Below are 24,600 nucleotides of genomic sequence, written 5' to 3' on the forward strand. Positions count from 1 at the left end.
TCAGTTTCAGCATGTTGCGCCTAACCAAATTATGGAGGGACCCCAACAGGAAAACACAAGGCTTCGATAGCAATTCCGTTATTGCGGCTTTGTTCATGCTGTTGTCCTTGACTAAGGCCGGGCATTATCGGACGACGTGGCCATGGGCAGGATTCTGGATCGCTATTTTCATCGCAAGATTCTGGGGCGCTGGCGTCGAGCCGCGCATCAGGCGCCGTATGCCAGCCAGGCAGATTTGCGCTTGCAACGGGATCAGGCCCGCGGTTTGCGCAGGCATCTTGATCATCTGATTCAGCAGGCGGACAGTCGCCTGATCCGGCCAACGATTGGGTCAACGCAGTTTCCCAAACCCGTCGGAACAGACTGGAGCTGCCGCCCCGACCTATGGCGTGCGCCCCTGACGCAACCGGGTGTGGCTTCGGCCCCGCGAAAGACCGTTCTGGACAGTCAGGTCAGCGTGTTCCACGACTGCCCGCTTTCTGAAATTGCCGTTCGGCAAGTCCGGAACAGAGGGGACAGAGATCTGGCTCCGTTCAGTCTCGTGATCGAGGTTTTCAGCTTTGGGGGGTCCTTCCTGTCCGTTTCGGTTGAATTGCCTGAGGATGCTGCAATTCATCTAACGCGCGAGCATCTTGTGAGGCTGGAAACCCTGATCGAGTGTGAAAAGCCATCGGGCGTTTTCGCGCGCCTCAACATTCAGCACGGGCCCAACATGGAACAGGTATTGCGAAGCCTTGATCCCGGCGAGGTATCAAAAGCCGTGGATTTTGATCTGGCGCATCTCCCGCTGAATGAGCGCAGGATCGAAAAAATCTGGCTGGATTTGATTTTTGAAACGCCCGAGATGAATCGCATGGTGGTGCGGGATCTTACGTTTTGCCGTTTTCATCGTGCCGATTTGTGAGAAGATCAGTCATGACGCAGACCAAGCTAACCTTCATCCGGTTCGAAAACGGAATCTGGCAAGGCCACATTCAAGCCAGCAGTACGCCTAACCCCGAGGTAAGCTATCAGGGCGAAACCCTCAGCGACGTTGACCTGTCGCCCGCAGAAAACGGATGGGACTTGCGCATACAGGTGCCTGTTGCCGCCCTGTCCGAAGGTGTGCACACGTTCGTCGTTGCAGATGCAGCCACGACCGAGAAACTGGGAAGCTTCACGGTGATTGCCGGTGAGCCCGCCGCAGATGATCTAAGGGCCGAAATTGATCTGCTGCGGGCTGAACTGGATATGCTGAAACGCGCTTTCCGCCGGATTTGCCGAGACGACCCCTAATCCGTTCCTGCTGGTTTTCCTGTCAATCTTGCCAGATTCGTGCATCATTGGCGTTTTCAGAGCGGATCGCGCCTTGTCATGGATCGCAGCAGCATAGTCAAAGTCATCGCTTTGATGGTTACCGGATTTGGCATCGGTATTGATTTTACCGGCGCCCTGATGCTGGTGCCTGCGATCGAAAGCAGCTTTGACGCCGACATCACCAGCACCCAATGGGTTCTGAACATCTATGCCTTGTTTTTCGCCATGACCATGGTCGCAGGCGGACGGCTTGGCGACATGTATGGCCACCGCAGAATGATGCTTTTTGGCCTGTCGATCTTTCTGTTTTCCTCGGTCATGTGCTTTGTTTCGCCCAGTCTTGATTTTCTTGTCATTGCGCGTGCGCTGCAAGGCATCGGCGCGGGTTGTGTGTGGCCCTGCACGCTGGCATTCGGGGCAACCAAAGTATCAAAGCCAGAACATCGAGCCTTGGTGATGGGGCTAATTCTGGCAGGTGTGACCACCGGAAACGTGTTTGGTCCGATGATCAGCGGATTGGCCGTGAACTTGGGAGAGTGGCGCTACTTTTTTCTCGCCAATGTGGTCTTTTCCTGCATTTCGATGGCCACCGCGCTGATCCTGATGGAGCGCGAAACACAGCACAAACCGGATGAACACCTCGACCTCGCCGGAATGGGTGTGTTGTCCTTTGCCGTTTTGCTGCTGCTTTACGGTTTGGATGTGGGCGCGGACTGGGGATGGACATCCGTTCCGTTGTTGATGCTGTTTTTCATCAGTGCTGCGCTTTTCATTCTGTTCCCCAAAGTCGAAAAACGCGTGACAGAGCCGCTGCTTTTGCCGCAGATGATGCAAAACCGCGAGTTTCGCATCACCCTTGGCCTGAACATGTTCAACGTGTCCGCGGCATTTGTGGGGCTGCTGTATTTTCCCCAATACATGCAAAAGGTGCTGGGCTGGTCGACGTTTGAATCGGCACTGGGCTTGGCGCCGCTGACCATGTTGCTTGCCGTGGGATCAATTGTTTCGGGCACGCTTTACAATGATTTCGGCCCCAAGCGGCTGCTGTTTTGGGGATATCTGATCGCAACGATCGGAGCTGCGACCATTGTCGCGCTGCCCAGTGATCTGGGGTACTTTCGCATCCTGCCCGGCATGGCGATGATCGGGCTGGGCGCAACTTTGACGGTTGGGCCGTCAGGCACTGCTGCAATGTGCGCCGTAAAGCCGGAACGGGCTGGTCTGGTTGGCGGCCTGAGCTTCATGACCCACCTGGTTTACGGCGCAATCTCTGTCGCCTGTGCCACGGCCATCATGTACGTCGTCAGCCTGTCTGAGCTTCGCCAGTATGTGGCCGCTTCGGGCATCAAGTTGACCGAAGCAGAGCTTCGCACGATCAACGGCGGAACACTTGATACGCCGTCCGCCCATGCGGTTATCAGCCGGTTGTCATCCAGCGAAGCAGAGACGGTTCAACGGGCAATGTCGGCGGCGTTTGACAGCGGGATGAGTATGGCTTTCGTCTTTTCGGCCTTGTCCGTCTCGGTCGGTCTCGTTCTGGCGCTGCTTCTCGACGAAAAAAAACTGCACCGGATCGAAAGCTAAAGCCGGGAGCCAAGGGCTGCGACATCCGCAGCCCTTACCGTTTTACTGTGACGGCCCGTTGGGGTTGAAGGCCGACAGCCCCTTCAGGATATCGATGGCATAGGCCAGCTGGTAATCCTCTTCCCTCAGCTCTGCGGTTGCCTCGGCCTTGGCGCGATCTTCCTCGATCTGGCGGATCTCATCTTCGCTCAGGCTGTCATTGTTGAGGCTGCCGCGCAGATCGGCCTCGGACCGTGAACGGGCGTTTGTTTCTTCCTCTTCCGATTCTGGCGCCGGACGGGGTTGTTCCACGATGATATCAGGGCTGACACCCAGAGCCTGAATCGACCGCCCCGATGGGGTGTAATACCGGGACGTGGTCAGGCGCATCGCACCATCACCCCGCAGCGGCATCACCGTCTGAACCGACCCTTTGCCGAAGCTTTTGGTGCCGACGACGATGGCCCGGCGATGATCCTGAAGCGCGCCCGCGACGATTTCAGATGCCGAGGCCGAACCACCATTGATCAACACGACAATGGGTTTGCCTTCCGCCAGATCGCCGGGGGTGGCGTTGAAACGCTCACCCTCTTCCGGGTCCCGTCCACGGGTCGAGACGATTTCCCCTTCGTTCAGGAACGCGTCCGAAACTTTGATGGCCTGTGTCAACAGACCGCCCGGGTTGTTGCGCAGGTCCAGTACGACACCATTGACCTTGTCGATGCCACCAGCTTCTTCGATCTGTTCCTTCAACCCTTCCTGTAGGTTGGGAAAAGTCTGATCATTAAAGGTCGTTACCCGCAGCACGACACTTGTGCCCTCGGTGCGGGCGCGAACGGCGGTCAGTTTGATCGTGTCACGGATAATGGTGACATCGAAGGGATCAGGTTCGCCTTCGCGCACGACGGTAATAACAATCTCGGAGCCGACCGGACCCCGCATCAGATCCACCGCCTTGTCCAGCGTCAGGCCCAGAATGCTTTCGCCATCCACATGTGTGATGAAATCTCCGGCTTCGATCCCAGCCTCGTCAGCGGGTGTGTCGTCGATGGGAGACACGACTTTGACAAAACCGTCTTCCTGCGTGACCTCAATACCCAGTCCACCGAACTCGCCCCGAGTCTGAACGCGCATCTGTTCGGCATCATCGGGCGAAAGATAACTGGAATGCGGATCAAGAGAGGTCAGCATACCATCGATTGCCGCCTCGATAAGTTCTTCGGGTTCGACCTCTTCGACATATTGCGCACGGATGCGTTCGAAAATGTCACCAAACAGGTCAAGCTGTTCATAGACGCTGGCCTTGTTCACAGCCTCCTGCGCCAGCAGGGGACCTGCGATCTGTGTTGTCGCAAGAATGCCTGCCACAGTTCCGGCCAAACCGGCCATCACAAATTTCTTCATACTCGTTTATCCATCCTTGTCGGTCCGAAACCAAGTTTCCGGGTCCACCGGGGTGTTGTCTTCTCTTACCTCTATATAGAGCGTTTCTGGGCGATCAGTTCCAGTGCCATCACCGCTTGTTGACAATATTGCGCCGATTTCCGGCGTTTCACCCGGCATCAGGCCAACCGGAGTGCCTTTGGGGATCACCTGCCCGGGTTGACCATAGACCTCTTGCAAGCCCGAAAACACGAACAACAGGCCCGGTTGCGGCTCCAGAATGACAAGGTTTCCCAAATCCAGCAATGGCCCGCGATAGCGGATCGTGGCCGCAGTGGGGGATGTTACAAGCGCACGGGAACGGGTGCCGATGACCAGACCAGCGCGGGCGACCCCTGCAGCGTCCGGTTCACCGGCCTTGTGCAGCAGGATGCCCTGCACCGGCAAGGGAATCTGTCCTTTCTGATCCAGGATGCTTGCGTCAGTTTCAATGATCTCGCCTTCTGAAATCTCTGACAGACCGCTTGCAAAACCATCCAGAGTCTCGGTCGAAGAAATCAGAATGGCCGTGCGCACCGGGTCTTCGACAAACCGACGCGGCAAATCAGTGCGGTCGGCAATCGCTTCGCTCAACCGCGTGCGGGCATCCTGCACACCGCGCAGCCCTTCGGTCAAAGTTTCCGAGGCGCTTTGTTGCAGCAGACGCAGGGTCTGAACCTCTTGCAGGTCCTGTGCCAGCGCTTGCGCTTTTGCATTGAGCCCAGGCGTCACCTCGGACAGCATCATTCCGGCCCGCGCCGCGCCCAATGGGCCTGACGGGTGCAGCATCAGCACTGGCGGTGCGGTCGTTTCGATGGTCTGCAAAATGCCCAGCAACTGCCTGACGTCCTTTTCACGCGCGCTCAATTGCGCGCTCAGTTGCGCTTCGCGTGTTGCAGCCTTGCGCAGACCGGTCCGCATCGCGCTCAGCCCGGCCTCATAGGCTTGTATCGTTTCGGTCAGCGCCCGCACCCGATCCCTTGCGCCGTCTGCTTCGCTCAGCGAGATCGACGCCTGTTCCAGCATCCTTGCCGCATCCAGTGCTGCCCGAGAAGCGTCGTCCTGGGCAAAGGCCTGACAAGCTGAAAGCAGCACAATCGCAAGGGCGGTCAGCCTCATGACAGCAGGCTTTCTCCGGTCATTTCCGGCGGTTTGGGCAGGTTCATCAAATCAAGCAGGGTCGGCGCCAGATCAGACAACCGCCCCTGACGTACCTGCGCGCCTTCTGGCCCTCCGACCAAAGCTATAGGCACCGGGTTCAGCGTGTGCGCCGTATGCGGACCGCCGGTTTCCGGATCAACCATCACTTCACAGTTACCGTGATCGGCGGTGACGATCATTGCGCCGCCTGCTTTTTCCAAGGCAGCAACGACCTGAGCCAATCCTGCATCAACGGCTTCGCATGCCTTAATCGCAGCTTGAAGGTCGCCGGTATGCCCGACCATATCAGGGTTGGCGTAATTGGTTACGATCAGGTCGTAACCTTGTTCGATCGCCTCGACAAACTTGGCTGTGACCTCGGCCGAGGACATCTCGGGTTGCAAATCATAGGTCGCAACCTTGGGTGATTTGGGCATATAGCGATCTTCACCTTTTTCAGGGGTCTCCTTGCCCCCGTTCAGGAAAAAAGTGACATGGGGGTATTTTTCGGTTTCAGCCAGCCGGAACTGACGCAACCCCTGCTTGGCGACCCATTCCCCGAGCGTGTTCACAATCGCCCGTTTCGGAAAAACCGCGGTCATATATGCGTTGTGACCGTCCGAATACTCTACCATGCCCAGCAGCGCCGACAGTTTCGGCCGCGGCCCGGTTTCGAACTCGGCAAAGCCCGGTTCACCAATCGCGCGCAGGATTTCGCGAGCACGATCTGCACGGAAATTTAGACAGAAAAAGCCATCGTCGTCGGATACGCCCTTGTAACCTTGCAACACGGTCGGCGTAACGAATTCGTCAGACTCAGACTGGTTGTAGGCATGGTCCACAGCGCCATGTGCGGTGTCGGCCGCCCTGCCCTTGCCGTTGATCATCGCGTCATAAGCTTCTGCGATCCGCTCCCAACGATTATCGCGATCCATGGCGAAATAGCGACCGCTTACCGTGACGACACGTGCCCCCTCGGGCAGCCGTTCTTCCAACTTGGAAAAATAGGTCAGCGCAGATTTTGGGGCCACGTCGCGCCCATCCGTGACCGCATGAAGGGCGACCGGAACACCGGCATCCGTAATGGCCTTGGTTGCAGCGATGATGTGGTTCAGGTGCCCGTGAACACCACCATCCGAGACCAACCCCATGAGATGAGCCGTACCCCCTGAGGATTTGACCTTGGATATGAATGCCTGCAATGCCTCATTGTCAAAGAACGAACCGTCTTCGATGGCCAGGTCGATCTGACCCAGATCCATGGCCACAACGCGGCCCGCACCTATGTTTGTATGACCGACTTCGGAGTTACCCATCTGCCCACTGGGCAGACCTACGTCCGGGCCATGCGTTGTCAGCGTGGCGTGCGGGCATTTGGCCATGATCGCGTCAAAGGTCGGCGTGTTCGCCAGATAGGGCGCATTCGCCTGTGTGTCGTCTGACACGCCCCACCCATCAAGAATGCACAGAACAACGGGTTTGGGGGTTGGCATTGAAAATCTCCGATTACTGCTCTTGGGTCTTCTTCTAGCGTCTGGCCGGCAAGGGGTGAACCATCTTTGCGGCAATTTACGCAGAATTAATCAAACGGCCTGGCGGCTTCGGCCCATCGCTGGCGGACAATGAGCCGCTGCATTTTTCGACGCAAAGCCATCATGGTTTTATCGGGGAAAACCCGGACGAGACTAGTCTTTGAGGTAACGCGTGTATGGCTTCGCCTTGCGGTTGCGATACTTGACCGTCAGTTCCAGCGGCGTGTCGTTTTCGTCGTAGATGCCGATCATGATGCCCGTGCCCCCGCTTCGGGTCCGCATATCGATCAACTGCTGTTCGGACCGGGTGGTGCGCTGCGACGGGCGCCGCGCCCAGGCAAACAGGTGATCGTACATTTGCGCGATGACTTCCGAATGATCCGCGCTGTCACCCAGATCCACCAGTTCATCGGGGTCGTTTTCCAGATCGAACAGGATCGGCCTGTACCCGCCCTCGCAATGGATGAGCTTCCACTTTTCATTCGCGACCATGAACATCACCGCGTCACGAACGGGTACGTTCAGCCGCTGCGCGATGGGGGACGCGGAATAGTCATACTCGCAAATCGCGACCTGTCGGGGCGTTTTTTTGGACTGACCATGCAGGATCGGCAGCAGAGAATGCCCCTCGAGAATATGCCCGGCTTTTTCGCCGCCTGCCAGTTCCAGAAACGTTGGCGCCAGATCGATCGACTCGACCAGCGCGTCGCAGGTGGTGCCGCGCGTGACGTCCGCTTCGGGTGATGGGTCATAAATGATCAGCGGCATTTTGGTGGAGGCATCGTGGAAGAAAGTCTTCTCACCCATCCAGTGGTCGCCCAGAAAATCACCGTGATCCGAGGTCAGCACGATCATCGTGTCGTCCATCCGCCCGGTTTTCTCCATCCAGTCGAACAGACGACCCATCTGATCATCCGCTTGTTTGATCAGCCCCATGTACGCCGGGATCACCGCTTCGCGGACATCCTCGCGCGAAAATGCCTGACCGACCTTGGTGTCCATGAAGGCCTTCAGGACGGGGTGGGCATTCTTTCGCTCAGCTTCCGAGCGGACCACGGGCACGACATGTTCGGGCCCGTACATCGAAGCGTAAGGTTCCGGCACGATGTAAGGCCAGTGAGGCTTGATGTAGCTGAGGTGACAGCACCATGGTCCGTCATGGCTGTCCATGAACTCGATTCCACGGGTGGTCAGATATGGTGTTTCACTGTCCTCTTCCGCGATATTTGCCGGTTCGGATGAATTCTTCAGGAACCACCCTGACAGCACGTTGCCATCGGCATCCAGACCGGAATTGGCAAAATCATGCCACGGATTGTCGCTCTCGTATCCCTTGTCTGCAAGGTAATGGTTGTATTTCTTTGCCCCCTCCGGGTCATAGAATCCGTCCGGACCCTCTGCGCGCAACCCGTCATCGCGTTCGAACACGTCAAACCCGCATTCCGCGACGCGGGCGCCGATGACGCTGTCGGGCTCCAGCCCAAGACGGGCCATCCCCTCGGCATCGGCGGCCATATGGGTCTTGCCGACCAGCCAGCAATCCATTCCCGCCTTGCGCAGGTGGTCGCCCAACGTGATCTCACCCACTTTGAGGGGAATGTTGTTCCATGAGGCCCCATGGGAATGCACATAGCGCCCGGTATAGGTCGACATGCGGGAACTGCCGCAAATCGGCGATTGGATATAGGCCCGGTCAAAGCGGACACCGCGCGCGGCCAGACGATCGATATTCGGAGTATGCAGATGTGGGTGCCCGTAACAGCTCAGATAATCCCAGCGCAGCTGGTCGAACATGATGAACAGGATATTCTTTGCCTTGGCCAACGCGGTGCCTCCCCGAAAGTCATGAGGACCTAGTTAGCCACTTCCGTTCGCAGAGCGAAGCAAAACTTGCTTCAGGCCTGATGTTCCATCTGTTCCAGCATCTTCCTGGCACGTTTGCATTGCAATTGGTCGCGCAGCGGGCTGTCCGGGTCGACATCCTTTTGGCACACAACGCATTTATCGGCGCCCGAGATCGCATTCAGGCCACCGCAGCTGCCTTTGATGGTCTTGCCCATCAGCATGACACCCAATGACATACCGACCATGACAAGCGCCAAAAGAATAAAGGCCAGAATAAAAGTGCTCATCTCGGTTCCTGCCTGTCAGTTGGTTCCCAAAGCGTTTTTGAACGCGGTACTGTGCGAAGTAATATAGGCATCTTCGCCGCCTGTCACATCCCGCGAGATGAAGTACACGGCAAGTTTATGCTTTTCCGCAATGTCCATTCCCTTCTCGTGACCCAAAGCCAGCATGGCCGTTGCCCAGGCATCCGCCAACATTGCGTTTTCCGCCAGAACCGTGACAGAGGTCGTGCGATGTGTGATCGGGCGTCCCGTGGTCGGATCGATGATATGCGAATAGCGCACGCCGTCCTGTTCGAAGAAATTCTTGTAATCGCCCGAGCTGGCCATGCCGCGATCATCCAGGGAAACGATCAATTGAATGCCCTGAGCGCCCGTTTCAGGCTTTTCGATGCCAATGCGCCAGGCTTCGCCCTGCTCATTCTTGCCTTTGGCAACAAGATCACCGCCGATCTCGACAAGGTAATCGTCGATACCGGCATCCTGCAAAGCGCCGGCAACCGTATCGATGCCATAGCCCTTCGCAATCGCAGACAGGTTGATGCCCACCTGCGGATCAGCCTTCGACAGCGTGCCGGCTTCGGTGTCGAGCGTCAGCAGACGGGCTTGCCCGACGCCGCTCAACGCGGCTTCGATTTCGGCATCCGATGGCACCGGATCCTCGGGCTTGCGAGGGCCAAAGCCCCAAAGTTCGATCAACGGGCCCAGAGTTACATCAAAAGTCCCACCAGTTTTTTCGTGCACGTCATTGGCGGCCGAAAGGACCAATGCGAGTTCGTCCGAGACCGGAACGGGGGCTGTGCTGGTTGACGCCGAAAAAACGGACACTTCGGATTCTGGATCCCAGTTGGACATTTTGGCGTTCACCTCGGCCAGTGTCTCTTCGACGGCCGCGGCCAATGCGGCCTCATCAAGATCTTCGCCGATCGCGGTTATGTTGAAGGTCGTGCCCATCGTTTCGCCCGACAGACGAACCACCTCGGGTTCTTTGTCGAACAAACAGCCGGAAAGAAGGGTGGCAACGGCCAGTAAAGGCATAAGACGCATCGGGCGATCTCCGGGAAATTCTGTGCCCGGCATATGCCAGTGGCCCCCGCCAGAGTCAAACTGCGATCACATCTTCAGCGGCAGGAAACCCAGCATCAAAAGGCCGACCCCCGCCGGCACGCCGAACAACCACGCACGTTTTTGCCAACCCGGCGGCTGTTGCTTCCACGCCATGCGGAAATTGTGGCCACAAACAACAACGGCAAAGAAGATCAATGCCGCTATGGGTGGCGTAAGATAGAGTTCACTCAATGGCTTGAACGTCCTTTCCGGGCCCGCGTTTTTGCCGATCGGCGCAATTGCACCCTATACAGGTCGTTTAGCTGCGCTAAGGTGAAAGGGAAAGACTTTGCAAGAACCACAAGGAGATTGCCCATGGCTCCAACCTCTTACCAGTCGCCTTCGCGTGGCGACAAGGCTGACAAGACGACGTACAGCCAGTCTGCGGAATCGAACCTGTCGCATTCGCAGACAACCGTGGCCAAGCTGCTTGAAGGGAAAGGGGACGCGGTGTTTTCGGTGCGGCCAAATGACACCATCCATTCTGTGGTCAACACGCTGAAGGAAAAGCGGATCGGTGCTGTTCTCGTGACGGATCAGAACGGGGCGTTGCAGGGGATTTTGTCAGAACGCGACATCGTTCGGCGCATGGCAGACACACCCGGCCAGACCCTTCCGCAATCCGTCGAAGACCTCATGACCAAGGATGTTAAGACCTGCACACCGGATGATCTGCTGAATGAAGTTCTGAAAACAATGACCGAGGGTCGTTTTCGCCATATGCCGGTGCTGCGCGACGGTCACTTGTGCGGCGTCATCACGATCGGAGACGTTGTCCACTTCCGTCTCAAAGAGTTGGAATATGAAGCGCTTCGCATGAAGCAAATGATCGTCGGTTAAAGGCCCACTGTTCATCCGGTCGAGGTGAACCGAACACAACCGGCGTTGATCTCGGCGGCTGTCAATCGACCCGAAGCGAAAGCGCCCGTGTCAATCGATACCACCCGCTTCCTGATCCGGGGCAGGTCCACGATTGTGTGGCCATGTACCACCCATCGGCCATCGCTGCGGGCCAGCCTGGGAAACATGGGGTGTCCCCAAAGACAAATCTGGCGATCCTGGGCCTCAATCGGATGTCGGGGGTCCAGCGCCGCATGAACGAAAGTGACGTTGCCGGTGGTCCAGGTCAAAGGTCGGTCGGCAAGCCAGTTGATCAGGCTTCCCCCCATCTTCAGGCGAAGATCATCCGCCAGTTTTCGAACCTGCTGGTAGTTGTCGATATCCCCGGGCGGTTTCAGCCCGAAAGACGCCAGTGTATGTACACCCCCATTTTGAAACCAAAGCCGGGCGTTGCGTTTCGGCGCCTCCAGGAATTGCAACAGAAACTCTTCGTGGTTTCCAAGAAGACATTGAACGCGTCCTCCTGACGTCTCGCTCAGGTGAAACAGGTGGCGCAGCACCTGCGCGCTGTATGGCCCCCGATCAATGTAATCTCCGACAAAGACCAGCAAGCTCTGATCGTCCAGTCGGGGCAACAACGCCTGCAACAAGTCCAGACGACCGTGAATATCGCCCACGGCCGTCACTTTCTCGGCCGGAGCGATGTCGCAAGACACTGCATTCATTGTCCGCCCCGCCCTGCGGTCGAACCACCGTCTGATCCAGTTCGTAATCATACATGTTGATCCCTATCCTTCTCGCCCATTGGCGGCAATGAGCATCTGATTGAATCAGCAAAGAGTTGACCAATGACGTCTGGATGTTCGATATGACCTTCGGCGCAGTTCAAAGTGTTTTACCCGGCATCAGGGGCAGAACCTTTTGTTCGGCGATGATCGTGCAGGGCGTTTTGAGGGTTCTATGAAACGGGTTTTGATTACGGGCTCTGCGGGGTTCATCGGGTTCCATCTGGCGAAGCTGCTGTTAGAGGAAGGGTTCCGCGTGCATGGATACGACGGGATGACGGATTACTATGATGTGGTCCTGAAACAGCGTCGCCATCAAATTCTGCTTCAGACACCCGGGTTCACGGCAACCGAGGATCGGTTGGAAAATTTTGATCGGTTGATGCAGGTCGCCGAAGAATTTCAGCCGGAAGTCATCGTTCATCTGGCGGCTCAGGCCGGTGTGAGACACAGTTTGGAACATCCCCGCAGCTATGTTGAATCGAATGTCGTTGGAACATTCAACGTGATGGAAATTGCACGGCAACATAAGGTGGATCATCTTTTGATGGCATCGACCTCTTCCATTTACGGTGCCAACGAAGACATGCCGTTTACTGAGACGGAAAAAGCCGACACCCAACTGACCATCTATTCCGCGACAAAGAAGGCGAATGAGGCGATGGGGCATTCCTATGCGCATCTGTGGGATTTGCCGACGACCATGTTCCGCTTCTTTACCGTCTACGGCACCTGGGGACGGCCGGATCTGGCGTATTTCAAATTTGTCGCCGCCATCCTGGATGGCCACCCGATCGACATTTACAATCACGGCGACATGTACCGAGATTTCACCCATGTCCAAGACCTTGTACGCGGCATCAGATTGCTGATCGATGTGCCTCCGGTGCGGCCAGCCAGCCGTGAGGATATCGAGGACGGAGACAGCCTGTCGCCCGTCGCGCCCTACCGCATCGTGAATATCGGCAACGGAGAAAAAGTGCGCCTGATGGATTTCATCAAAGCCATCGAACAGGCCGTGGGGCAGAAGGCGATCAAGAACTTCATGCCGATGCAGATGGGTGATGTTCATGCCACCTGGGCGGACAATCGGCTGCTACAAAGACTGACGAACTATCGTCCCCGGACAGACCTGAAAGACGGCATCACCCAGTTCGTTGCGTGGTACCGAGATTATTACGGAAAATAACGTAGGCCTATCGCCAAATGAAAGAACCGGCGTCTTCAACGCCGGTTCTTTTTTGTTCCTTACCCGCCGAAATCGTCGAGCATGATGTCTTCGCGGTCCACGCCCAGATCCAGCAGCATGTTGATGACCGACTGGTTCATGATTGGCGGACCACACATGTAGTATTCGCAATCCTCAGGCGCGGGGTGGTTCTTGAGGTATTCTTCGAACAATACGTTGTGGATGAAGCCGGTATAGCCTTTCCAATTGTCCTCGGGCTGCGCGTCCGACAAGGCCACGTGCCATTCGAAATTGTCGAATTCTTCAGCCAGACTGTCGAAGTCTTCGACAAAGAACATCTCTTTCTTCGACCGCGCACCGTACCAGAAGCTGATCTTCCGGTTGCGGTTCTGAAGCCGCTTTAGCTGATCAAAGATATGGCTGCGCATGGGTGCCATACCGGCGCCGCCGCCAATGAAGACCATCTCTTTGTCAGTTTCACGGGCAAAGAACTCGCCGAATGGGCCTGAAATGGTGACCTTGTCACCCGGCTTCAGGTTGAAGATGTAGGACGACATCTGACCCGGCGGAATGCCTTCGGACCCCGGCGGCGGCGAGGCCACGCGGACGTTCAGCATGATCATGCCCTTTTCGTCCGGGTAGTTGGCCATCGAATAGGCGCGCTCGATGGGCTCGGTCACCACCGATTCATATTGCCACAGATTGAAGCGATCCCAATCCTCGCGATATTCCTCTTCAATGTCGAAATCCGTGTATTTCAACTGGTGTGCAGGTGCTTCGATCTGGATGTAGCCACCGGCGCGGAAGTTCACATCCTCGCCCTCGGGCAGGTCTAGGATCAAGGCCTTGATGAAGGTCGCTACGTTTTCGTTCGACCGAACGGTACATTCCCATTTCTTGACGCCGAAGACTTCTTCCGGAACTTCGATATCCATGTCCTGCTTGACCGCCACCTGGCAAGACAGGCGATCACCACATGACGCTTCACGTTTCGTGATATGGCTTTCTTCGGTCGGCAGGATCGACCCGCCCCCCGAATGCACCCGCACCCTGCACTGCGCACAGGTGCCGCCGCCACCGCAGGCCGAAGGAACGAACAGCTTCTCGGCAGCCAGTGTCTGTAGCAGTTTGCCACCTGCCGGAACGGAAATGGTCTTTTCGCCGTTGATCGTAATGTTGACGTTTCCAGTCGATACCAGCTTGGATCGGGCGGCCATGATGATGGCCACCAATGCCAGAACGATTACGGTGAAAAGAGCTACGCCTAAGGTAAAGGTTTCCATTAACGCCCCCTTACAGTTTCACGCCCGAGAAGGACATGAAGGCCATAGCCATCAGACCTGCGGTAATGAAGGTAATGCCCAGACCTTGCAGACCATCGGGAATGTCCGAATATTTCAGCTTTTCCCGTACTCCGGCCATTGCGGTGATTGCCAGTGCCCAGCCAAAACCGGAAGACAAGCCATAAGTCGCCGCCTCGGCAAAGTTATAGTCACGCTCCACCATGAACAGCGACCCGCCAAGGATGGCGCAGTTCACCGTGATCAGTGGCAGAAAGATCCCCAGCGCGTTGTAAAGCGGTGGGAAATACTTGTCCAAAACCATCTCGAGGATCTGCACCATCGCCGCGATCACGCCGATATAGGAAATCAGGCCAAGGAAGGTCAGGTCCACATCCGGGAACCCGGCCCAGGCCAGCGCGCCCGGTTTCAGCAGATAGTTCAGCAGCAGGTTGTTGGCAGGTACGGTGATGGCCTGCACGACCATGACCGAAATCCCCAGCCCCAGCGCTGTCGAAATCTTCTTGGACACGGCGATGAAAGTGCACATGCCAAGGAAAAAGCTGAGCGCAAGGTTTTCGACAAAGATGGCCTTTACGGCCAGTGAGATCAGACCTTCCATCAGTGGGCCTCTACCTGCTGAATTTTGTATTCACGCTCTTCCACCTGGTTCGGCTTCCAGGTGCGGAAAGCCCAAATGATAAGACCGATGATGAAGAACGCCGAGGGCGGCAGCAGCAACATGCCGTTGGGCACGTACCAGCCGCCATTGTTGACGGTTTCCAGAATGGTGACGCCGAACAGCGACCCCGCGCCAAACAGCTCACGAATGAAGCCGACCAGCAGCAGGATCAGACCATAGCCCATGCCATTGCCCATTCCGTCGATGAAGGACGCAACCGGAGGGTTCTTCATCGCAAACGCCTCGGCGCGGCCCATCACGATGCAGTTGGTGATGATCAGGCCGACGAAAACCGACAGGGTTTTCGAAATCTCGAAAGCATAGGCTTTCAGGATCTGGTCCACCAGGATCACCAACGACGCGATGATCACCATCTGAACGATGATCCGGATCGAACCGGGGATCTGGTTGCGCAGGCATGAAATGAAGAAGGACGAAAACGAGGTCACGAAGATCACCGCCAGCGCCATCACCATCGACACTTGCAGCGACGATGTCACCGCAAGCGCCGAACAGATGCCCAGCACCTGCAATGTGATCGGATTGTTGTCGACAAGCGGGTCGACCAGCATCTCTTTCTTGGTCTGGGACATCAAATCTCTCCTGCTTGAAGTTTGGCCAGGAAGGGACCATAGCCGGCATCGCCCATCCAGAATTTCACAAGGTTATCGACGCCGACCGAGGTCAGCGTGGCCCCCGCCAACGCATCCACATAGAAATCTGGCCCGGCTGCGGGCTGCGATTTGGCAACGGTGATTTGCAGATCACCTGCTTCGTCGCGCAGCTTTTTCCCGTTCCACAAGGCTTTCCAGCGCGGGTTGTCCACCTCGGCCCCAAGACCCGGAGTTTCACCATGCTGATAGAATTGCAGGCCGTAGATATCGTTGCCGTTGTTTTCAAGCGCGATAAATCCATAGAGCGTCGACCACAGGCCGTATCCGTGCAGAGGCAGGATCACCTTGTCCAGATCACCCGCATCATCGCGCAGCAGATAGATAACACGGTACTTGGATTTGCGGCCGATACCGGCTGGGTCATTGTCCAGCGCGACGCTCAGCTCTGGATCGCTGGCGGCGGTGATGTCGTCAAACGTGGTCGGATCAAACTGATCATCGACGAAGGTGCCTGTGGACAGCTCCAGCACATGTGGTTCGAAGGCGGCAAAAGCCTCTGTCACGTCGATGCCCGGCTCAAACACGCCCGCAACTTGCAGAACGTTTACCTGTTTGTCCTTCAGCCGGTTGGCTTCTTGCACCGGGCGCAGGCTGACTGCGGCTGCGGACACAACCATCGAGGCGACCAGACAGACGGCAACGGCGATGAAGATCGTCTTGCCAACAGAATCCGGCGACGCCGCCAGGAATTTGGCCAATGCGCCCTTGGGTGCCTCGTTTTGATCTGGGGATTGCGTATCAGACATGGCGACGCGCCCTCCGTTTGATGTTGGCTTGCACGACGAAATAATCGATCAGCGGTGCAAAGACGTTGCCGAACAGGATTGCCAGCATCATCCCTTCGGGGAAAGCCGGGTTGATCACGCGGATCATCACGACCATGACACCGATCAGAGCGCCGTAGATATAGCGCCCTACATTGGTGTGGCTGGCCGAGACAGGTTCCGTCACCATAAAGGCCAGCCCGAAAGCGTAACCGCCCAACACGATATGCCAGTACCATGGCATCGCGAACATCGGGTTGGTGTCCGATCCGATCAGGTTCAGCAACAAAGTAAAGCCGATGGTGCCCGCCAGACAGCCCACAATCAGGCGGTAGTTGGCGATCCTGGTCATCAGAAGGAAAGCCAGACCGATCATGCAGGCCAATGTCGATGTTTCGCCAAAGCTACCCTGAATGGTGCCGAAAAACGCGCTCGACCAAGTGATGCCTTCGGCGGCCAGTGCCTGTACACCTTCGGCCGCAGACACGCCCAATGCAGTTGCGCCCGAGAACCCGTCAACGGGTGTCCAGACTGCATCCCCCGACATCTGCGCCGGATAAGCGAAATACAAAAACGCCCGCCCCACAAGCGCGGGGTTGAGAAAGTTCTTGCCGGTGCCCCCGAACACTTCCTTACCGATCACAACGCCGAAGATGATGCCCAATGCCACCTGCCACAGGGGCGTCGAAGCAGGCATGATCAGCGTGTAAAGCATTGATGTAACAAGGAAGCCTTCGTTCACCTCGTGCCCGCGCACGGTGGCAAAGATGACCTCGAAGATACCGCCCGCGACAAGCGTGACGATGTAGATCGGAAGGAAATACATCAGACCATGCATGACGTTGGCAAAGATGCTGGACGGGTCCAGCGAAATCCCGAACATCTGCAACAAAGCAATCCGCCAGCCGGTGGCCGATTCCGGACCCAGCAAAGCAATCGCCGAGTTCGCCTGATAGCCGGTGTTCCACATCCCCCACAGGATGCAGGGGATCGTCGCGATCACGACATAGGTCATGATCCGCTTCATATCCACATAGGACCGCGCGTGCGGCGCCACCGTGGTCACGGTTTTTGGAGTGTAGATGAAGCTTTCCACCATCTCGTAGATGGGGAAGTACTTTTCGTACTTGCCGCCCTTGGTGAAGTTCGGCTCGATCCTGTCAAAGAAGCTGCGCAAACCCATTCGGCTCAGCCCTCCTTTTCAATTTTGCTCAGGCAGTCGCGCAGCGCCAGCCCGTATTCATATTTTGCCGGACAGGCAAAGCCCACAAGGCCCAGATCCTCTTCGTCCAGCTCCAGCGCACCCAAGGCCTGGGCAGTGTCTGTATCCATTACCAGCAGCGCCCGCAGCAACTGAGTGGGCAGATAGTCCTGCGGCATCAGGTCTTCGAAAACACCTGTGGGCACCATGGCCCGACGCCCGCCGTTCAGGTTGGATGTAAAGGCATACAGCTTCTTGGCGAATGCCGAACCTAATACAGGCTGGACCGCGTATTTCGACGGCATCGGACGAATCCAGCCCAACGGGATTTGATCGGGATCTTCACGGATGATGCTGATCTGGCGCGCGAACCGGCCCAGATAGGCGGTCGGGCCCTCAGCGTGCCGGCCCGACAGGATCGAACCCGAAATGACACGGGGCGTACCGTCCACATCGACTTCGTTGCGGGTCAGATCGTCAGTTGATGCGCCCATCACGGTACGGATCAAACGTGGTTGACGCGCACCCGGCCCCGTCAGGGCAATCACGACATTCGGATCCAGATGGCCGGTCAGCATCAGGCGGCCAATGGCGATGACATCCTGATACCCGATGGTCCAGACCTGCTTGTCGCCTGCAAGGGGTTCGAGGAAGTGAATATGCGTTCCGGCCAGCCCCGATGGGTGCGGGCCTGCGAAAGATACAGCTTCGACACCGGCGACATCTGCGCCGGGTATCGTGTCACCCTCTTTTTGGCAAAGATAGGTTTTGCCCTCGGTCAATGTGCTGACTGCCGCCAATCCGGCGGAAAATTCTTCGGGCGCCTCGGCAATGATCGTGGCAGCGTCAGCGGCCAACGGGTCACTGTCCATGGCGGTGACAAAGATCGCATCCGGTTTGGCGCCGGGGTTCGGCATTTTCGAATACGGACGTGTGCGGAACGACGTCCACAGGCCGGCGGCGCACAGCTTGGCCGTCACGCCTTCGGCGCTGTCGGCATCCCCTATGCCCGAGAAATCAACACCGGCGTCATTGACATCTGTCACTTCGATCACGACGCTTTGCAGCACCCGACGGGCACCACGGTTGATCGCGACGACCCTGCCACTTACCGGTGCGACCATCATCGCGTCAGGCGCGTCCTTGTGACAGAACAGCGGCGCGCCACGTACGACGCTGTCGCCTTCCTGCACCAGCATCTTGGGTTTCAGGCCGATGTAGTCACCGCCCAGGACGCCAACGGTCGAGTATTCCGGGCCCGGGTGAATGGTCTGGTCAGGAGCGCCTTCCACCGGCAGATCCAGCCCCTTTTTCAGTTTGAAAGTTTGCATGTTGCTACGTTCTTCCAAGCCTCTTTTCTGCGCCAGCTCTGCCAACGCCCTTTCGGGGTCATGCAATAGCGCGGTTTTTTCGAGCCTCCGTCGCAAAAGCGTCGAAAACGGTCCAAAATCCGCAGGCGTATTTCCGATCAAGGACCCTTTACGCGGGGAAGGTCACAAACGCAAACCTGTTACCGCCAAAACTTGAGGATGAACCACACAATCCTGCGATTGATCGGTCATTTCTTCTGATTCCATGGCGTATAATTGCATATCGCGCCCAACAAGGTTCCAGTGTAAGCAACTGGAATGGAAAAAGACACAGATTTGGAAATCTTTCTGGTTGCCACGCCTGGCCTCGAGGCGCCTCTTGGTGACGAGGCGCAATTCAACGGATTCGCGCAGGTCAGAACTGTACCCGGCGGGGTGACATGCCGGGGTTCATGGCCCGAGGTCTGGCGCGCCAACCTGACACTGCGCGGCGCCAACAAGGTTCTGGTGCGACTGGGCAGTTTCCCCGCCGTGCACCTTGCCCAATTGGACAAACGTGCTCGGAAATTTCCTTGGGGCACCGTTTTGCGTCCTGACGTGCCGGTCAAGGTGGAAGCCATCAGCCGCAAATCCAGAATTTATCACGCCGGTGCAGCTCGTCAGAGGATCGAGCGGGCAATATCCGATACATTGGGCACCTCGATTTCATCCGAGGCAAACCTTCGGGTCTTGCTTCGAATCGAGAAAGACATCTGCACGATCTCGGTCGACAGTTCCGGCGAGCTGTTGCACAAACGCGGTCACAAGGAAGCCATTGCCAAGGCCCCAATGCGCGAAACAATGGCCGCCATGTTCCTGAGAGAGTGTGGCTACTCGGGCGATGAACCCGTACTGGACCCGATGTGCGGATCGGGTACCTTCGTGATCGAGGCCGCCGAGATCGCTCTGGGCCTGCGCCCTGGCCGCTCCCGCAGTTTTGCATTCGAAGACCTTGTGGGCTTTGACCCTGATCAGTGGCAGGAAATGCGACGGGAATCGAAGACGGCGGAATGCGCGCTTACCTTCTACGGCTCGGATCGCAACTCGGGCGCGGTCGACGCGGCGACTGCCAATGCCGAAAGGGCGCAAGTCGCTGCTGTGACGCAGTTTCAACAGCGTTCCGTCAGTGACATAAAGCCCCCCGAAGGTCCTGCGGGGCTGGTCATTGTGAACCCGCCCTACGGGGCGCGGATTGGTGACGAAAGACGCTTGCGTTCGGTCTATGGTGCGATGGGCAAGACCTTGATGAACCGGTTCCGGGGATGGCGGGTCGGCGTGATCACCAGCGCTCCGGGGCTTGCCCGGGCCACACGTCTGCCTTTGCTGGCGCCAGGACCGGTCGTCGACCATGGTGGAACCAAAATTCGTCTGTACAAAACAGATCGCTTGCCGTGATTGCCTGGGACGCTTCACAACCAATTCATGACGATGGCTGCGCGGGCGAGAGCGGACAAGAAAACCACAGGGTTTCCGTTGCAAAGGGGGGCGATTCCCTTGTCTCTCAACGTGCCTGTGAACCTCTCGACGTCTTGGCACCGGTGCAATCGTGACCTGCCCGGCAAGGGCGAACAAGTTGGCGGACACTCTTGCTTGCCGATCAACCAGAAGAACGCAGACAAGCAACCGCTCGTTTTTTCGAATCGTGAAGACCTGCTCAAATTACCGGGTTCCGACCTTATCGGTGCGCCGCCCTTTTTTGGTTGTTGCGTTCGAAAGATTCGAGTGATCGAAATACAGAATCCTCTTGCGCATCAGACACGCCGCGTATAGATCACCCGCCACGGTCGGAGTGTAGCTCAGCCTGGTAGAGCACTGTCTTCGGGAGGCAGGGGTCGGAGGTTCGAATCCTCTCACTCCGACCAATGAAATCAAAAGCTTAGAGCCCCGTTTGGGGCTTTTTCTTTTTCCGTATATACTGTTCGGGACAATTTTGGGACACTCGGGCGGGCACGCGGTATGGCAAGCTTCACCAAACGCGGCGACGGACAATGGCAGGCGAAGATTCGTCGCAAGGGATGGCCTGCGCAGTCCGGCACCTTCAAGACCAAGAAACTCGCCGAAGCCTGGGCGCACAAGATAGAATCCGAAATGGCCAGCGGTCATTTTGTCGACCGGACACCTAGCCAGCGCACCACGCTGCGCGATCTGATCGAGACCTATCTGCGCGAGGTTACCGACAGACGGCCAGGCGAGACTTCACGCTACGCAGAGCGTAAAAGGCTTGAGCGCTTCATGCGTGAAGAGAAAGAACTTTGCGCGCACGCCGTCGCCAATCTGACTCCCGAGCAATTCGAAGCCTATCGCGACAAAAGGCTGGCCACGACAAACAAGAGTGGCAAACCCATCGCCGCAGGTACGGTCAAGCGCGAGTTGTCCACGCTCAAGCGTGTGATCGACCACCGCAAGCGTCGCCTCGGGCTGATCGTCAATCCGGTCAACGCAGAAGATGTCACCCGTCCTGTCGTCAATGACGAACGCGATGTCCGGCTCTCGCCAGAAGAAAAACAGCGGCTTCTTGAAGCGTGCGAAGAAGCACGCAATCCGTGGCTGCGGCCCTTCGTCGAGCTCGGCTTTGAAACCGGCGGACGGCGCGGCAGCCTACTTAGCCTCAAGTGGAACGATGTCGATCTGAAAGCCCGCAAGCTGGTTTTTCGCGGCGTCAAGAACAGCCGTACGCCCGAAAAGATCATCGATCACACCGTACCGCTCTCACCTCGTGCCATCGCAGTGCTGGACTCTTTGCCGCGCAGCATCGACGAGCGTGTGTTCCCGATGAGCGAGAACGCGTTCAAACTTGCATTCCGCCGCGCGCGCAAACGTGCAGACCTGATGCATTTCCGCTTTCACGACACACGCCACGAGCGGGTGTCTTCACTCTTTGAAGCGGGCTGGTCCGATATGGCGGTGATGGCGATCTCCGGTCACAAAGACCCGAAGAGCCTGAAACGCTATGCCAATCTGCGGCCCGATCATCTGGCCGACGAACTTGCCAAACTTGAAGAGGGCAAATCCGGCTAGGCAAGTGGTCCGTCACGATGCTTGTCGATGAAAGCGACCAGATCGTCTTTTGCGAAGAATACACGCCTGCCGATGCTCACTGTCACCGGCCCGCGACCCTTGTAGACAAGGTCGCGCAGTGCTCCGCGCGTCATCCCAAGAGCGTAGGCTGCCTCTTCATAGGTGTAGAGCAGCTTCTCGGGCTTTGCGTGCGCAGCCGATATGTCGCGCGGAATTTGCATGACTGAACAATAAGGGGCTTCCCGCGCCAATTGCGTGATCTCGAATTGGTCACGGCAGACAAGAAGGTTCCCGTGAACAACGTGTGATCACGGGAAGAGGTTTAGAGCCGCGGACCGGCATGCTTGCGGGCAAGCGTGAGACTGATGGTCTCAAGATTGCGCAGCGCGGTGCTGCGATCTTGTGATCCCGCTTCGCTGCGTACCAACTCTTGCTGGACGGAAGCGAACAGCGCGCGAAGTTCGCTGACGCTGCGGCCTTGCAGGGCGGCGTGTGTGAAGAGCTTATTCATGATCCTCTCCTTTGTCTTTCGAGGCCGTGCCCATCACGGCCTTTCTTGACCGCCCCACACATCATCAGCAGGGAAAGGCCCGCTGATGGGCGGCAGGCCGAAGGCAGGCAAAGGAAAGGAGAAGGAATAGCGCAAACCGGGACGCGTCAGAGGCCGTCAGAGCGGCAGAAGAATTCGCCGCTAAACCGCTTCCAGCAAGGGATAGCGAGGATCGCAAGTTTGACGCATCGCTGCGAGAATTGGTAAAATGAAAGTATAAGGAGAACTGCAAAAGCAGCGGATTTGTTAAATCATTTGGAAATCGCCATGACGACGCGCAAAGGCTCATTCGAGCCTAAAGGTCTGCTTGTCTCCTATAAGGAGCTGGGCACCATCAATATCGACGAGCTGAAAGATGCGATGATCGAAGACATCAACGCCCTCAAGGACATCTACAATATCCGCTATGTGAAGGCGTGTCGCCTCAAGCTCTTTGCGACCAATGAATATGGTGAAGAGTATCAGGTCCGCAGACCGGGCGGTGGTCGTATCTTCTACATGGACACGCACCATTATCGCCCCGCCTGCAAGGACTACGATCTCTGATCTGCGCGCATGGCCGCCCACGAAAGGAGCACCGCCATGAAACCGCCTATTCCCGATCCTTGCTATATCGGCCTTGACGAAGCGCGGCAGGTTCTGTCCGACATTGGCGTCGAACTCAACGAGCGGCAGATGAAACGCGCCGCCGAGAAAGATGCCAGCGGAAACCGCAAACTGCCGTTCTTCATCGACCCCATCGACGGCAAGCTACGAATAGAAAAAGGAACGCTTGTGCGCATTTATCGCGAAGCGCAAATAGATGCTGAAAACACCAGCAAATATTGATAGATTGTTTGATCCCAATAAATTCGAGCAGCAGAAGGAATTAATGTCCGACATCAGAAAAAGAACAGGCAAGAAAGGAACGACTTATCAGGTTCGTTACCCGAGCAGTGCCGCAAAATCCGGCTATGGTTACAAGTCATTCAATACGATGAAGGAAGCACGCGGGTTCCTTGAAGGTGGGTGTGCTCGGCAGCTCGGTCAGATGTCGACTGCCAGGATCGAAGTTGCCGAAGGTCTGCGGATTTGGCTTGATGCCTGCGAGAAGGAGGGCCGGAACGGGCGCAGCCCCGTCACACCCTACACGCTCAAGACTTACCGCTACCGCGCCGACATCATCGAAAGCTACGATTGGAAAAAGCCGCTTTCCGAACTCATCGCACCTGACGTGGTGGCCTTCCGGTCCTGGCTACTTCGCAACCATAGCCGCGATCAGGCGCGCAAAGTCCTCTCGTACTTTCACTCGATGGTGCTCGAACTGGTGCATCGCGGGTTGCTGACCCATGATATCGCCGCCGGTGTCCGCATCAGCGCAAAAGATCGCAACACCGAACCCGTACAAATCCCGACGATGGAAGAAGTTGCCTTGCTGCTCGGCGCTGCCGATCAGCTAGCAAATTCGAAGAACAAGCAGGTCGCAAAAACCTGGCAGCGCTACAGGCCGATGCTCTATCTGGCCGCAGACAGCGGGATGCGTCCGCAAGAGTATTTGGTCATCCAGAAATCGAATTTCTCGAAGAACGGTGTGCAGGTCGACAGGGCGCTCGACGCCGGAGGGTTCAAATTATCAACGACGAAGTCTGCATCCGGTCGCCGCTTCATCGATCTTAGCCCGCAAACGATCGACATGGTTCGCCATTACGCCGAGCACTATGCCACCGACAACAAGTTCGACCTCGCCTTCCCTACGAGTAACGGAAGGTGGGTGAACACGAACAACTGGCGTCGTCGGGGATTTGCAGCGGCATGCATGAAAGCAGGGTTGGTGGTCGAGGAAGAGACAGATGAGGGCACCCGCATCATTCCGAAGTACAAGCCCTACGATCTACGGCACTTCTATGCCTCGCTGCTCATCGAAGACCGTGTAAACCTCAAGAAAATCCAGCGACTGATGGGACATGCAGACATCCAGACGACGTTGAACACCTATGGACACGTCATCGAGCGCGTCGAGTTCGCCGAGTCAGAGACCAAAGGCATGCTGGACAGGTTGCTCGAAAATCCTTGTGGCAAGTCTGTGGCGAGTCCTCGCTAACC

The 24,600-nt window shown here is 56.9% G+C and carries 27 protein-coding genes and 1 tRNA gene; 12 read left to right on the forward strand and 16 right to left on the reverse strand.

Annotated features, from left to right (window positions below):
• Positions 1-142: 142 nt before the first annotated feature.
• From GOW04_RS08845 to GOW04_RS08855, 3 genes are all read left to right on the forward strand, one after another.
• Entirely contained in the window at positions 143-904 is a 762-nt protein-coding gene (locus GOW04_RS08845; RefSeq protein ID WP_171232274.1) for a DUF6478 family protein, read from the forward strand.
• 11 nt (positions 905-915) lie between these two features.
• Positions 916-1,275: a hypothetical protein gene (locus tag GOW04_RS08850; protein ID WP_171232275.1), complete on the forward strand. Its 360-nt coding sequence runs from the start codon at positions 916-918 to the stop codon at positions 1,273-1,275.
• Positions 1,276-1,353: 78 nt separating this feature from the next.
• On the forward strand, positions 1,354-2,880 hold the full coding sequence (locus GOW04_RS08855) for an MFS transporter (protein ID WP_171232276.1): 1,527 nt from the start codon (positions 1,354-1,356) through the stop codon (positions 2,878-2,880).
• Positions 2,881-2,922: 42 nt separating this feature from the next.
• On the opposite strand, the gene GOW04_RS08860 is transcribed toward GOW04_RS08855, so the two are convergent.
• The 7 genes from GOW04_RS08860 to GOW04_RS08890 form a co-directional block, all read right to left on the reverse strand.
• The gene (locus GOW04_RS08860) at positions 2,923-4,263 is read right to left on the reverse strand and encodes a S41 family peptidase (RefSeq protein WP_171232277.1); all 1,341 of its coding nucleotides are present in this window, start codon (positions 4,261-4,263) and stop codon (positions 2,923-2,925) included.
• Positions 4,264-4,269: 6 nt separating this feature from the next.
• A complete protein-coding gene (locus GOW04_RS08865) occupies positions 4,270-5,400 on the reverse strand; it encodes a murein hydrolase activator EnvC (RefSeq protein WP_171232278.1) in 1,131 nt (376 codons plus the stop codon).
• Entirely contained in the window at positions 5,397-6,914 is a 1,518-nt protein-coding gene (gene gpmI / locus GOW04_RS08870; protein WP_152460194.1) for a 2,3-bisphosphoglycerate-independent phosphoglycerate mutase, read from the reverse strand. The genes GOW04_RS08865 and gpmI overlap by 4 nt, the downstream gene beginning before the upstream one ends.
• Before the next feature lie 192 nt (positions 6,915-7,106).
• Positions 7,107-8,777 (reverse strand): sulfatase-like hydrolase/transferase, encoded by a 1,671-nt coding sequence (locus tag GOW04_RS08875; protein WP_171232279.1) that lies wholly within the window; start codon positions 8,775-8,777, stop codon positions 7,107-7,109.
• A gap of 71 nt (positions 8,778-8,848) precedes the next feature.
• On the reverse strand, positions 8,849-9,085 hold the full coding sequence (nqrM, locus tag GOW04_RS08880) for a (Na+)-NQR maturation NqrM (protein WP_152460192.1): 237 nt from the start codon (positions 9,083-9,085) through the stop codon (positions 8,849-8,851).
• Between the two features lie 15 nt (positions 9,086-9,100).
• Positions 9,101-10,126, reverse strand: a complete 1,026-nt coding sequence (locus GOW04_RS08885) for an FAD:protein FMN transferase (protein WP_254430101.1) — start codon at positions 10,124-10,126, stop codon at positions 9,101-9,103.
• Positions 10,127-10,192: 66 nt separating this feature from the next.
• Positions 10,193-10,342: a hypothetical protein gene (locus GOW04_RS08890; RefSeq protein WP_253282605.1), complete on the reverse strand. Its 150-nt coding sequence runs from the start codon at positions 10,340-10,342 to the stop codon at positions 10,193-10,195.
• Positions 10,343-10,501: 159 nt separating this feature from the next.
• Between GOW04_RS08890 and GOW04_RS08895 the strand changes: the two genes are divergently transcribed.
• Positions 10,502-11,026 (forward strand): CBS domain-containing protein, encoded by a 525-nt coding sequence (locus GOW04_RS08895; protein ID WP_171232281.1) that lies wholly within the window; start codon positions 10,502-10,504, stop codon positions 11,024-11,026.
• Positions 11,027-11,037: 11 nt separating this feature from the next.
• Here the strand turns inward: GOW04_RS08895 and GOW04_RS08900 are convergent, their stop codons facing one another.
• Entirely contained in the window at positions 11,038-11,751 is a 714-nt protein-coding gene (locus tag GOW04_RS08900; protein ID WP_254430102.1) for a metallophosphoesterase family protein, read from the reverse strand.
• Between the two features lie 235 nt (positions 11,752-11,986).
• On the opposite strand from GOW04_RS08900, the gene GOW04_RS08905 reads away from it, so the two are divergent.
• A complete protein-coding gene (locus tag GOW04_RS08905) occupies positions 11,987-13,000 on the forward strand; it encodes an NAD-dependent epimerase/dehydratase family protein (protein ID WP_171232283.1) in 1,014 nt (337 codons plus the stop codon).
• Between the two features lie 59 nt (positions 13,001-13,059).
• Here the strand turns inward: GOW04_RS08905 and nqrF are convergent, their stop codons facing one another.
• The 6 genes from nqrF to GOW04_RS08935 are packed head-to-tail and all read right to left on the reverse strand — an operon-like array spanning position 13,060 to position 18,932.
• Positions 13,060-14,283 carry an NADH:ubiquinone reductase (Na(+)-transporting) subunit F gene (nqrF, locus tag GOW04_RS08910; RefSeq protein WP_171169459.1) on the reverse strand — a complete coding sequence of 408 codons (1,224 nt, stop codon included), beginning with the start codon at positions 14,281-14,283 and terminating at the stop codon, positions 13,060-13,062.
• A 10-nt stretch (positions 14,284-14,293) separates the two neighbouring features.
• Positions 14,294-14,902: an NADH:ubiquinone reductase (Na(+)-transporting) subunit E gene (gene nqrE / locus GOW04_RS08915; protein ID WP_050603817.1), complete on the reverse strand. Its 609-nt coding sequence runs from the start codon at positions 14,900-14,902 to the stop codon at positions 14,294-14,296.
• The gene (locus tag GOW04_RS08920) at positions 14,902-15,555 is read right to left on the reverse strand and encodes an NADH:ubiquinone reductase (Na(+)-transporting) subunit D (protein ID WP_152460184.1); all 654 of its coding nucleotides are present in this window, start codon (positions 15,553-15,555) and stop codon (positions 14,902-14,904) included. The genes nqrE and GOW04_RS08920 overlap by 1 nt, the downstream gene beginning before the upstream one ends.
• Complete coding sequence (locus GOW04_RS08925) at positions 15,555-16,382, reverse strand: Na(+)-translocating NADH-quinone reductase subunit C (RefSeq protein WP_171232284.1); 828 nt, start codon at positions 16,380-16,382, stop codon at positions 15,555-15,557. The genes GOW04_RS08920 and GOW04_RS08925 overlap by 1 nt, the downstream gene beginning before the upstream one ends.
• On the reverse strand, positions 16,375-17,583 hold the full coding sequence (locus GOW04_RS08930) for an NADH:ubiquinone reductase (Na(+)-transporting) subunit B (RefSeq protein ID WP_171169456.1): 1,209 nt from the start codon (positions 17,581-17,583) through the stop codon (positions 16,375-16,377). The genes GOW04_RS08925 and GOW04_RS08930 overlap by 8 nt, the downstream gene beginning before the upstream one ends.
• A gap of 5 nt (positions 17,584-17,588) precedes the next feature.
• Positions 17,589-18,932: a Na(+)-translocating NADH-quinone reductase subunit A gene (locus GOW04_RS08935; RefSeq protein WP_152460181.1), complete on the reverse strand. Its 1,344-nt coding sequence runs from the start codon at positions 18,930-18,932 to the stop codon at positions 17,589-17,591.
• 297 nt (positions 18,933-19,229) lie between these two features.
• On the opposite strand from GOW04_RS08935, the gene GOW04_RS08940 reads away from it, so the two are divergent.
• From GOW04_RS08940 to GOW04_RS08955, 4 genes are all read left to right on the forward strand, one after another.
• Entirely contained in the window at positions 19,230-20,345 is a 1,116-nt protein-coding gene (locus tag GOW04_RS08940; protein WP_171232285.1) for a class I SAM-dependent RNA methyltransferase, read from the forward strand.
• A 27-nt stretch (positions 20,346-20,372) separates the two neighbouring features.
• Positions 20,373-20,720, forward strand: coding sequence for a hypothetical protein (locus GOW04_RS08945; protein ID WP_171232286.1), 348 nt, complete (start codon positions 20,373-20,375; stop codon positions 20,718-20,720).
• 15 nt (positions 20,721-20,735) lie between these two features.
• Positions 20,736-20,812, forward strand: a tRNA-Pro gene (locus tag GOW04_RS08950).
• Between the two features lie 94 nt (positions 20,813-20,906).
• Positions 20,907-21,968 (forward strand): site-specific integrase, encoded by a 1,062-nt coding sequence (locus tag GOW04_RS08955; protein WP_171232287.1) that lies wholly within the window; start codon positions 20,907-20,909, stop codon positions 21,966-21,968.
• Here GOW04_RS08955 and GOW04_RS08960 read toward each other — a convergent pair.
• Both GOW04_RS08960 and GOW04_RS08965 read right to left on the reverse strand, forming a co-directional pair.
• Positions 21,965-22,189 (reverse strand): helix-turn-helix domain-containing protein, encoded by a 225-nt coding sequence (locus tag GOW04_RS08960; RefSeq protein ID WP_171232288.1) that lies wholly within the window; start codon positions 22,187-22,189, stop codon positions 21,965-21,967. The two genes, GOW04_RS08955 and GOW04_RS08960, sit on opposite strands and share 4 nt — an antisense overlap.
• 101 nt (positions 22,190-22,290) lie before the next feature.
• Positions 22,291-22,479 carry a hypothetical protein gene (locus GOW04_RS08965; protein WP_171232289.1) on the reverse strand — a complete coding sequence of 63 codons (189 nt, stop codon included), beginning with the start codon at positions 22,477-22,479 and terminating at the stop codon, positions 22,291-22,293.
• Positions 22,480-22,785: 306 nt separating this feature from the next.
• On the opposite strand from GOW04_RS08965, the gene GOW04_RS08970 reads away from it, so the two are divergent.
• From GOW04_RS08970 to GOW04_RS08980, 3 genes are read left to right on the forward strand one after another with little or no spacing between them, the layout of a single operon-like run.
• Entirely contained in the window at positions 22,786-23,064 is a 279-nt protein-coding gene (locus GOW04_RS08970; protein ID WP_171232290.1) for a hypothetical protein, read from the forward strand.
• 36 nt (positions 23,065-23,100) lie between these two features.
• Positions 23,101-23,346, forward strand: coding sequence for a hypothetical protein (locus GOW04_RS08975; RefSeq protein ID WP_174830316.1), 246 nt, complete (start codon positions 23,101-23,103; stop codon positions 23,344-23,346).
• Positions 23,321-24,598, forward strand: a complete 1,278-nt coding sequence (locus tag GOW04_RS08980) for a site-specific integrase (protein WP_217356911.1) — start codon at positions 23,321-23,323, stop codon at positions 24,596-24,598. The genes GOW04_RS08975 and GOW04_RS08980 overlap by 26 nt, the downstream gene beginning before the upstream one ends.
• Positions 24,599-24,600 lie beyond the last annotated feature (2 nt).

Origin of the sequence: Ruegeria sp. HKCCA4812 (assembly GCF_013034245.1) — a bacterium.
GTDB lineage: Bacteria > Pseudomonadota > Alphaproteobacteria > Rhodobacterales > Rhodobacteraceae > Ruegeria.

Coding starts and splice junctions, on each gene's coding strand:
- GOW04_RS08900 (WP_254430102.1), bottom strand. CDS start 11,751: ATGAATGCAGTGTCTTGCGACATCGCTCCGGCCGAGAAAGTGACGGCC.
- GOW04_RS08920 (WP_152460184.1), bottom strand. CDS start 15,555: ATGTCCCAGACCAAGAAAGAGATGCTGGTCGACCCGCTTGTCGACAAC.
- nqrF (WP_171169459.1), bottom strand. CDS start 14,283: ATGGAAACCTTTACCTTAGGCGTAGCTCTTTTCACCGTAATCGTTCTG.
- gpmI (WP_152460194.1), bottom strand. CDS start 6,914: ATGCCAACCCCCAAACCCGTTGTTCTGTGCATTCTTGATGGGTGGGGC.
- GOW04_RS08885 (WP_254430101.1), bottom strand. CDS start 10,126: ATGCGTCTTATGCCTTTACTGGCCGTTGCCACCCTTCTTTCCGGCTGT.
- GOW04_RS08940 (WP_171232285.1), top strand. CDS start 19,230: ATGGAAAAAGACACAGATTTGGAAATCTTTCTGGTTGCCACGCCTGGC.
- GOW04_RS08850 (WP_171232275.1), top strand. CDS start 916: ATGACGCAGACCAAGCTAACCTTCATCCGGTTCGAAAACGGAATCTGG.
- GOW04_RS08955 (WP_171232287.1), top strand. CDS start 20,907: ATGGCAAGCTTCACCAAACGCGGCGACGGACAATGGCAGGCGAAGATT.
- GOW04_RS08960 (WP_171232288.1), bottom strand. CDS start 22,189: ATGCAAATTCCGCGCGACATATCGGCTGCGCACGCAAAGCCCGAGAAG.
- nqrE (WP_050603817.1), bottom strand. CDS start 14,902: ATGGAAGGTCTGATCTCACTGGCCGTAAAGGCCATCTTTGTCGAAAAC.
- GOW04_RS08980 (WP_217356911.1), top strand. CDS start 23,321: ATGCTGAAAACACCAGCAAATATTGATAGATTGTTTGATCCCAATAAA.
- GOW04_RS08865 (WP_171232278.1), bottom strand. CDS start 5,400: ATGAGGCTGACCGCCCTTGCGATTGTGCTGCTTTCAGCTTGTCAGGCC.
- GOW04_RS08855 (WP_171232276.1), top strand. CDS start 1,354: ATGGATCGCAGCAGCATAGTCAAAGTCATCGCTTTGATGGTTACCGGA.
- GOW04_RS08845 (WP_171232274.1), top strand. CDS start 143: ATGGGCAGGATTCTGGATCGCTATTTTCATCGCAAGATTCTGGGGCGC.
- GOW04_RS08925 (WP_171232284.1), bottom strand. CDS start 16,382: ATGTCTGATACGCAATCCCCAGATCAAAACGAGGCACCCAAGGGCGCA.
- GOW04_RS08975 (WP_174830316.1), top strand. CDS start 23,101: ATGAAACCGCCTATTCCCGATCCTTGCTATATCGGCCTTGACGAAGCG.
- nqrM (WP_152460192.1), bottom strand. CDS start 9,085: ATGAGCACTTTTATTCTGGCCTTTATTCTTTTGGCGCTTGTCATGGTC.
- GOW04_RS08945 (WP_171232286.1), top strand. CDS start 20,373: ATGACGATGGCTGCGCGGGCGAGAGCGGACAAGAAAACCACAGGGTTT.
- GOW04_RS08965 (WP_171232289.1), bottom strand. CDS start 22,479: ATGAATAAGCTCTTCACACACGCCGCCCTGCAAGGCCGCAGCGTCAGC.
- GOW04_RS08935 (WP_152460181.1), bottom strand. CDS start 18,932: ATGCAAACTTTCAAACTGAAAAAGGGGCTGGATCTGCCGGTGGAAGGC.
- GOW04_RS08930 (WP_171169456.1), bottom strand. CDS start 17,583: ATGGGTTTGCGCAGCTTCTTTGACAGGATCGAGCCGAACTTCACCAAG.
- GOW04_RS08860 (WP_171232277.1), bottom strand. CDS start 4,263: ATGAAGAAATTTGTGATGGCCGGTTTGGCCGGAACTGTGGCAGGCATT.
- GOW04_RS08895 (WP_171232281.1), top strand. CDS start 10,502: ATGGCTCCAACCTCTTACCAGTCGCCTTCGCGTGGCGACAAGGCTGAC.
- GOW04_RS08905 (WP_171232283.1), top strand. CDS start 11,987: ATGAAACGGGTTTTGATTACGGGCTCTGCGGGGTTCATCGGGTTCCAT.
- GOW04_RS08970 (WP_171232290.1), top strand. CDS start 22,786: ATGACGACGCGCAAAGGCTCATTCGAGCCTAAAGGTCTGCTTGTCTCC.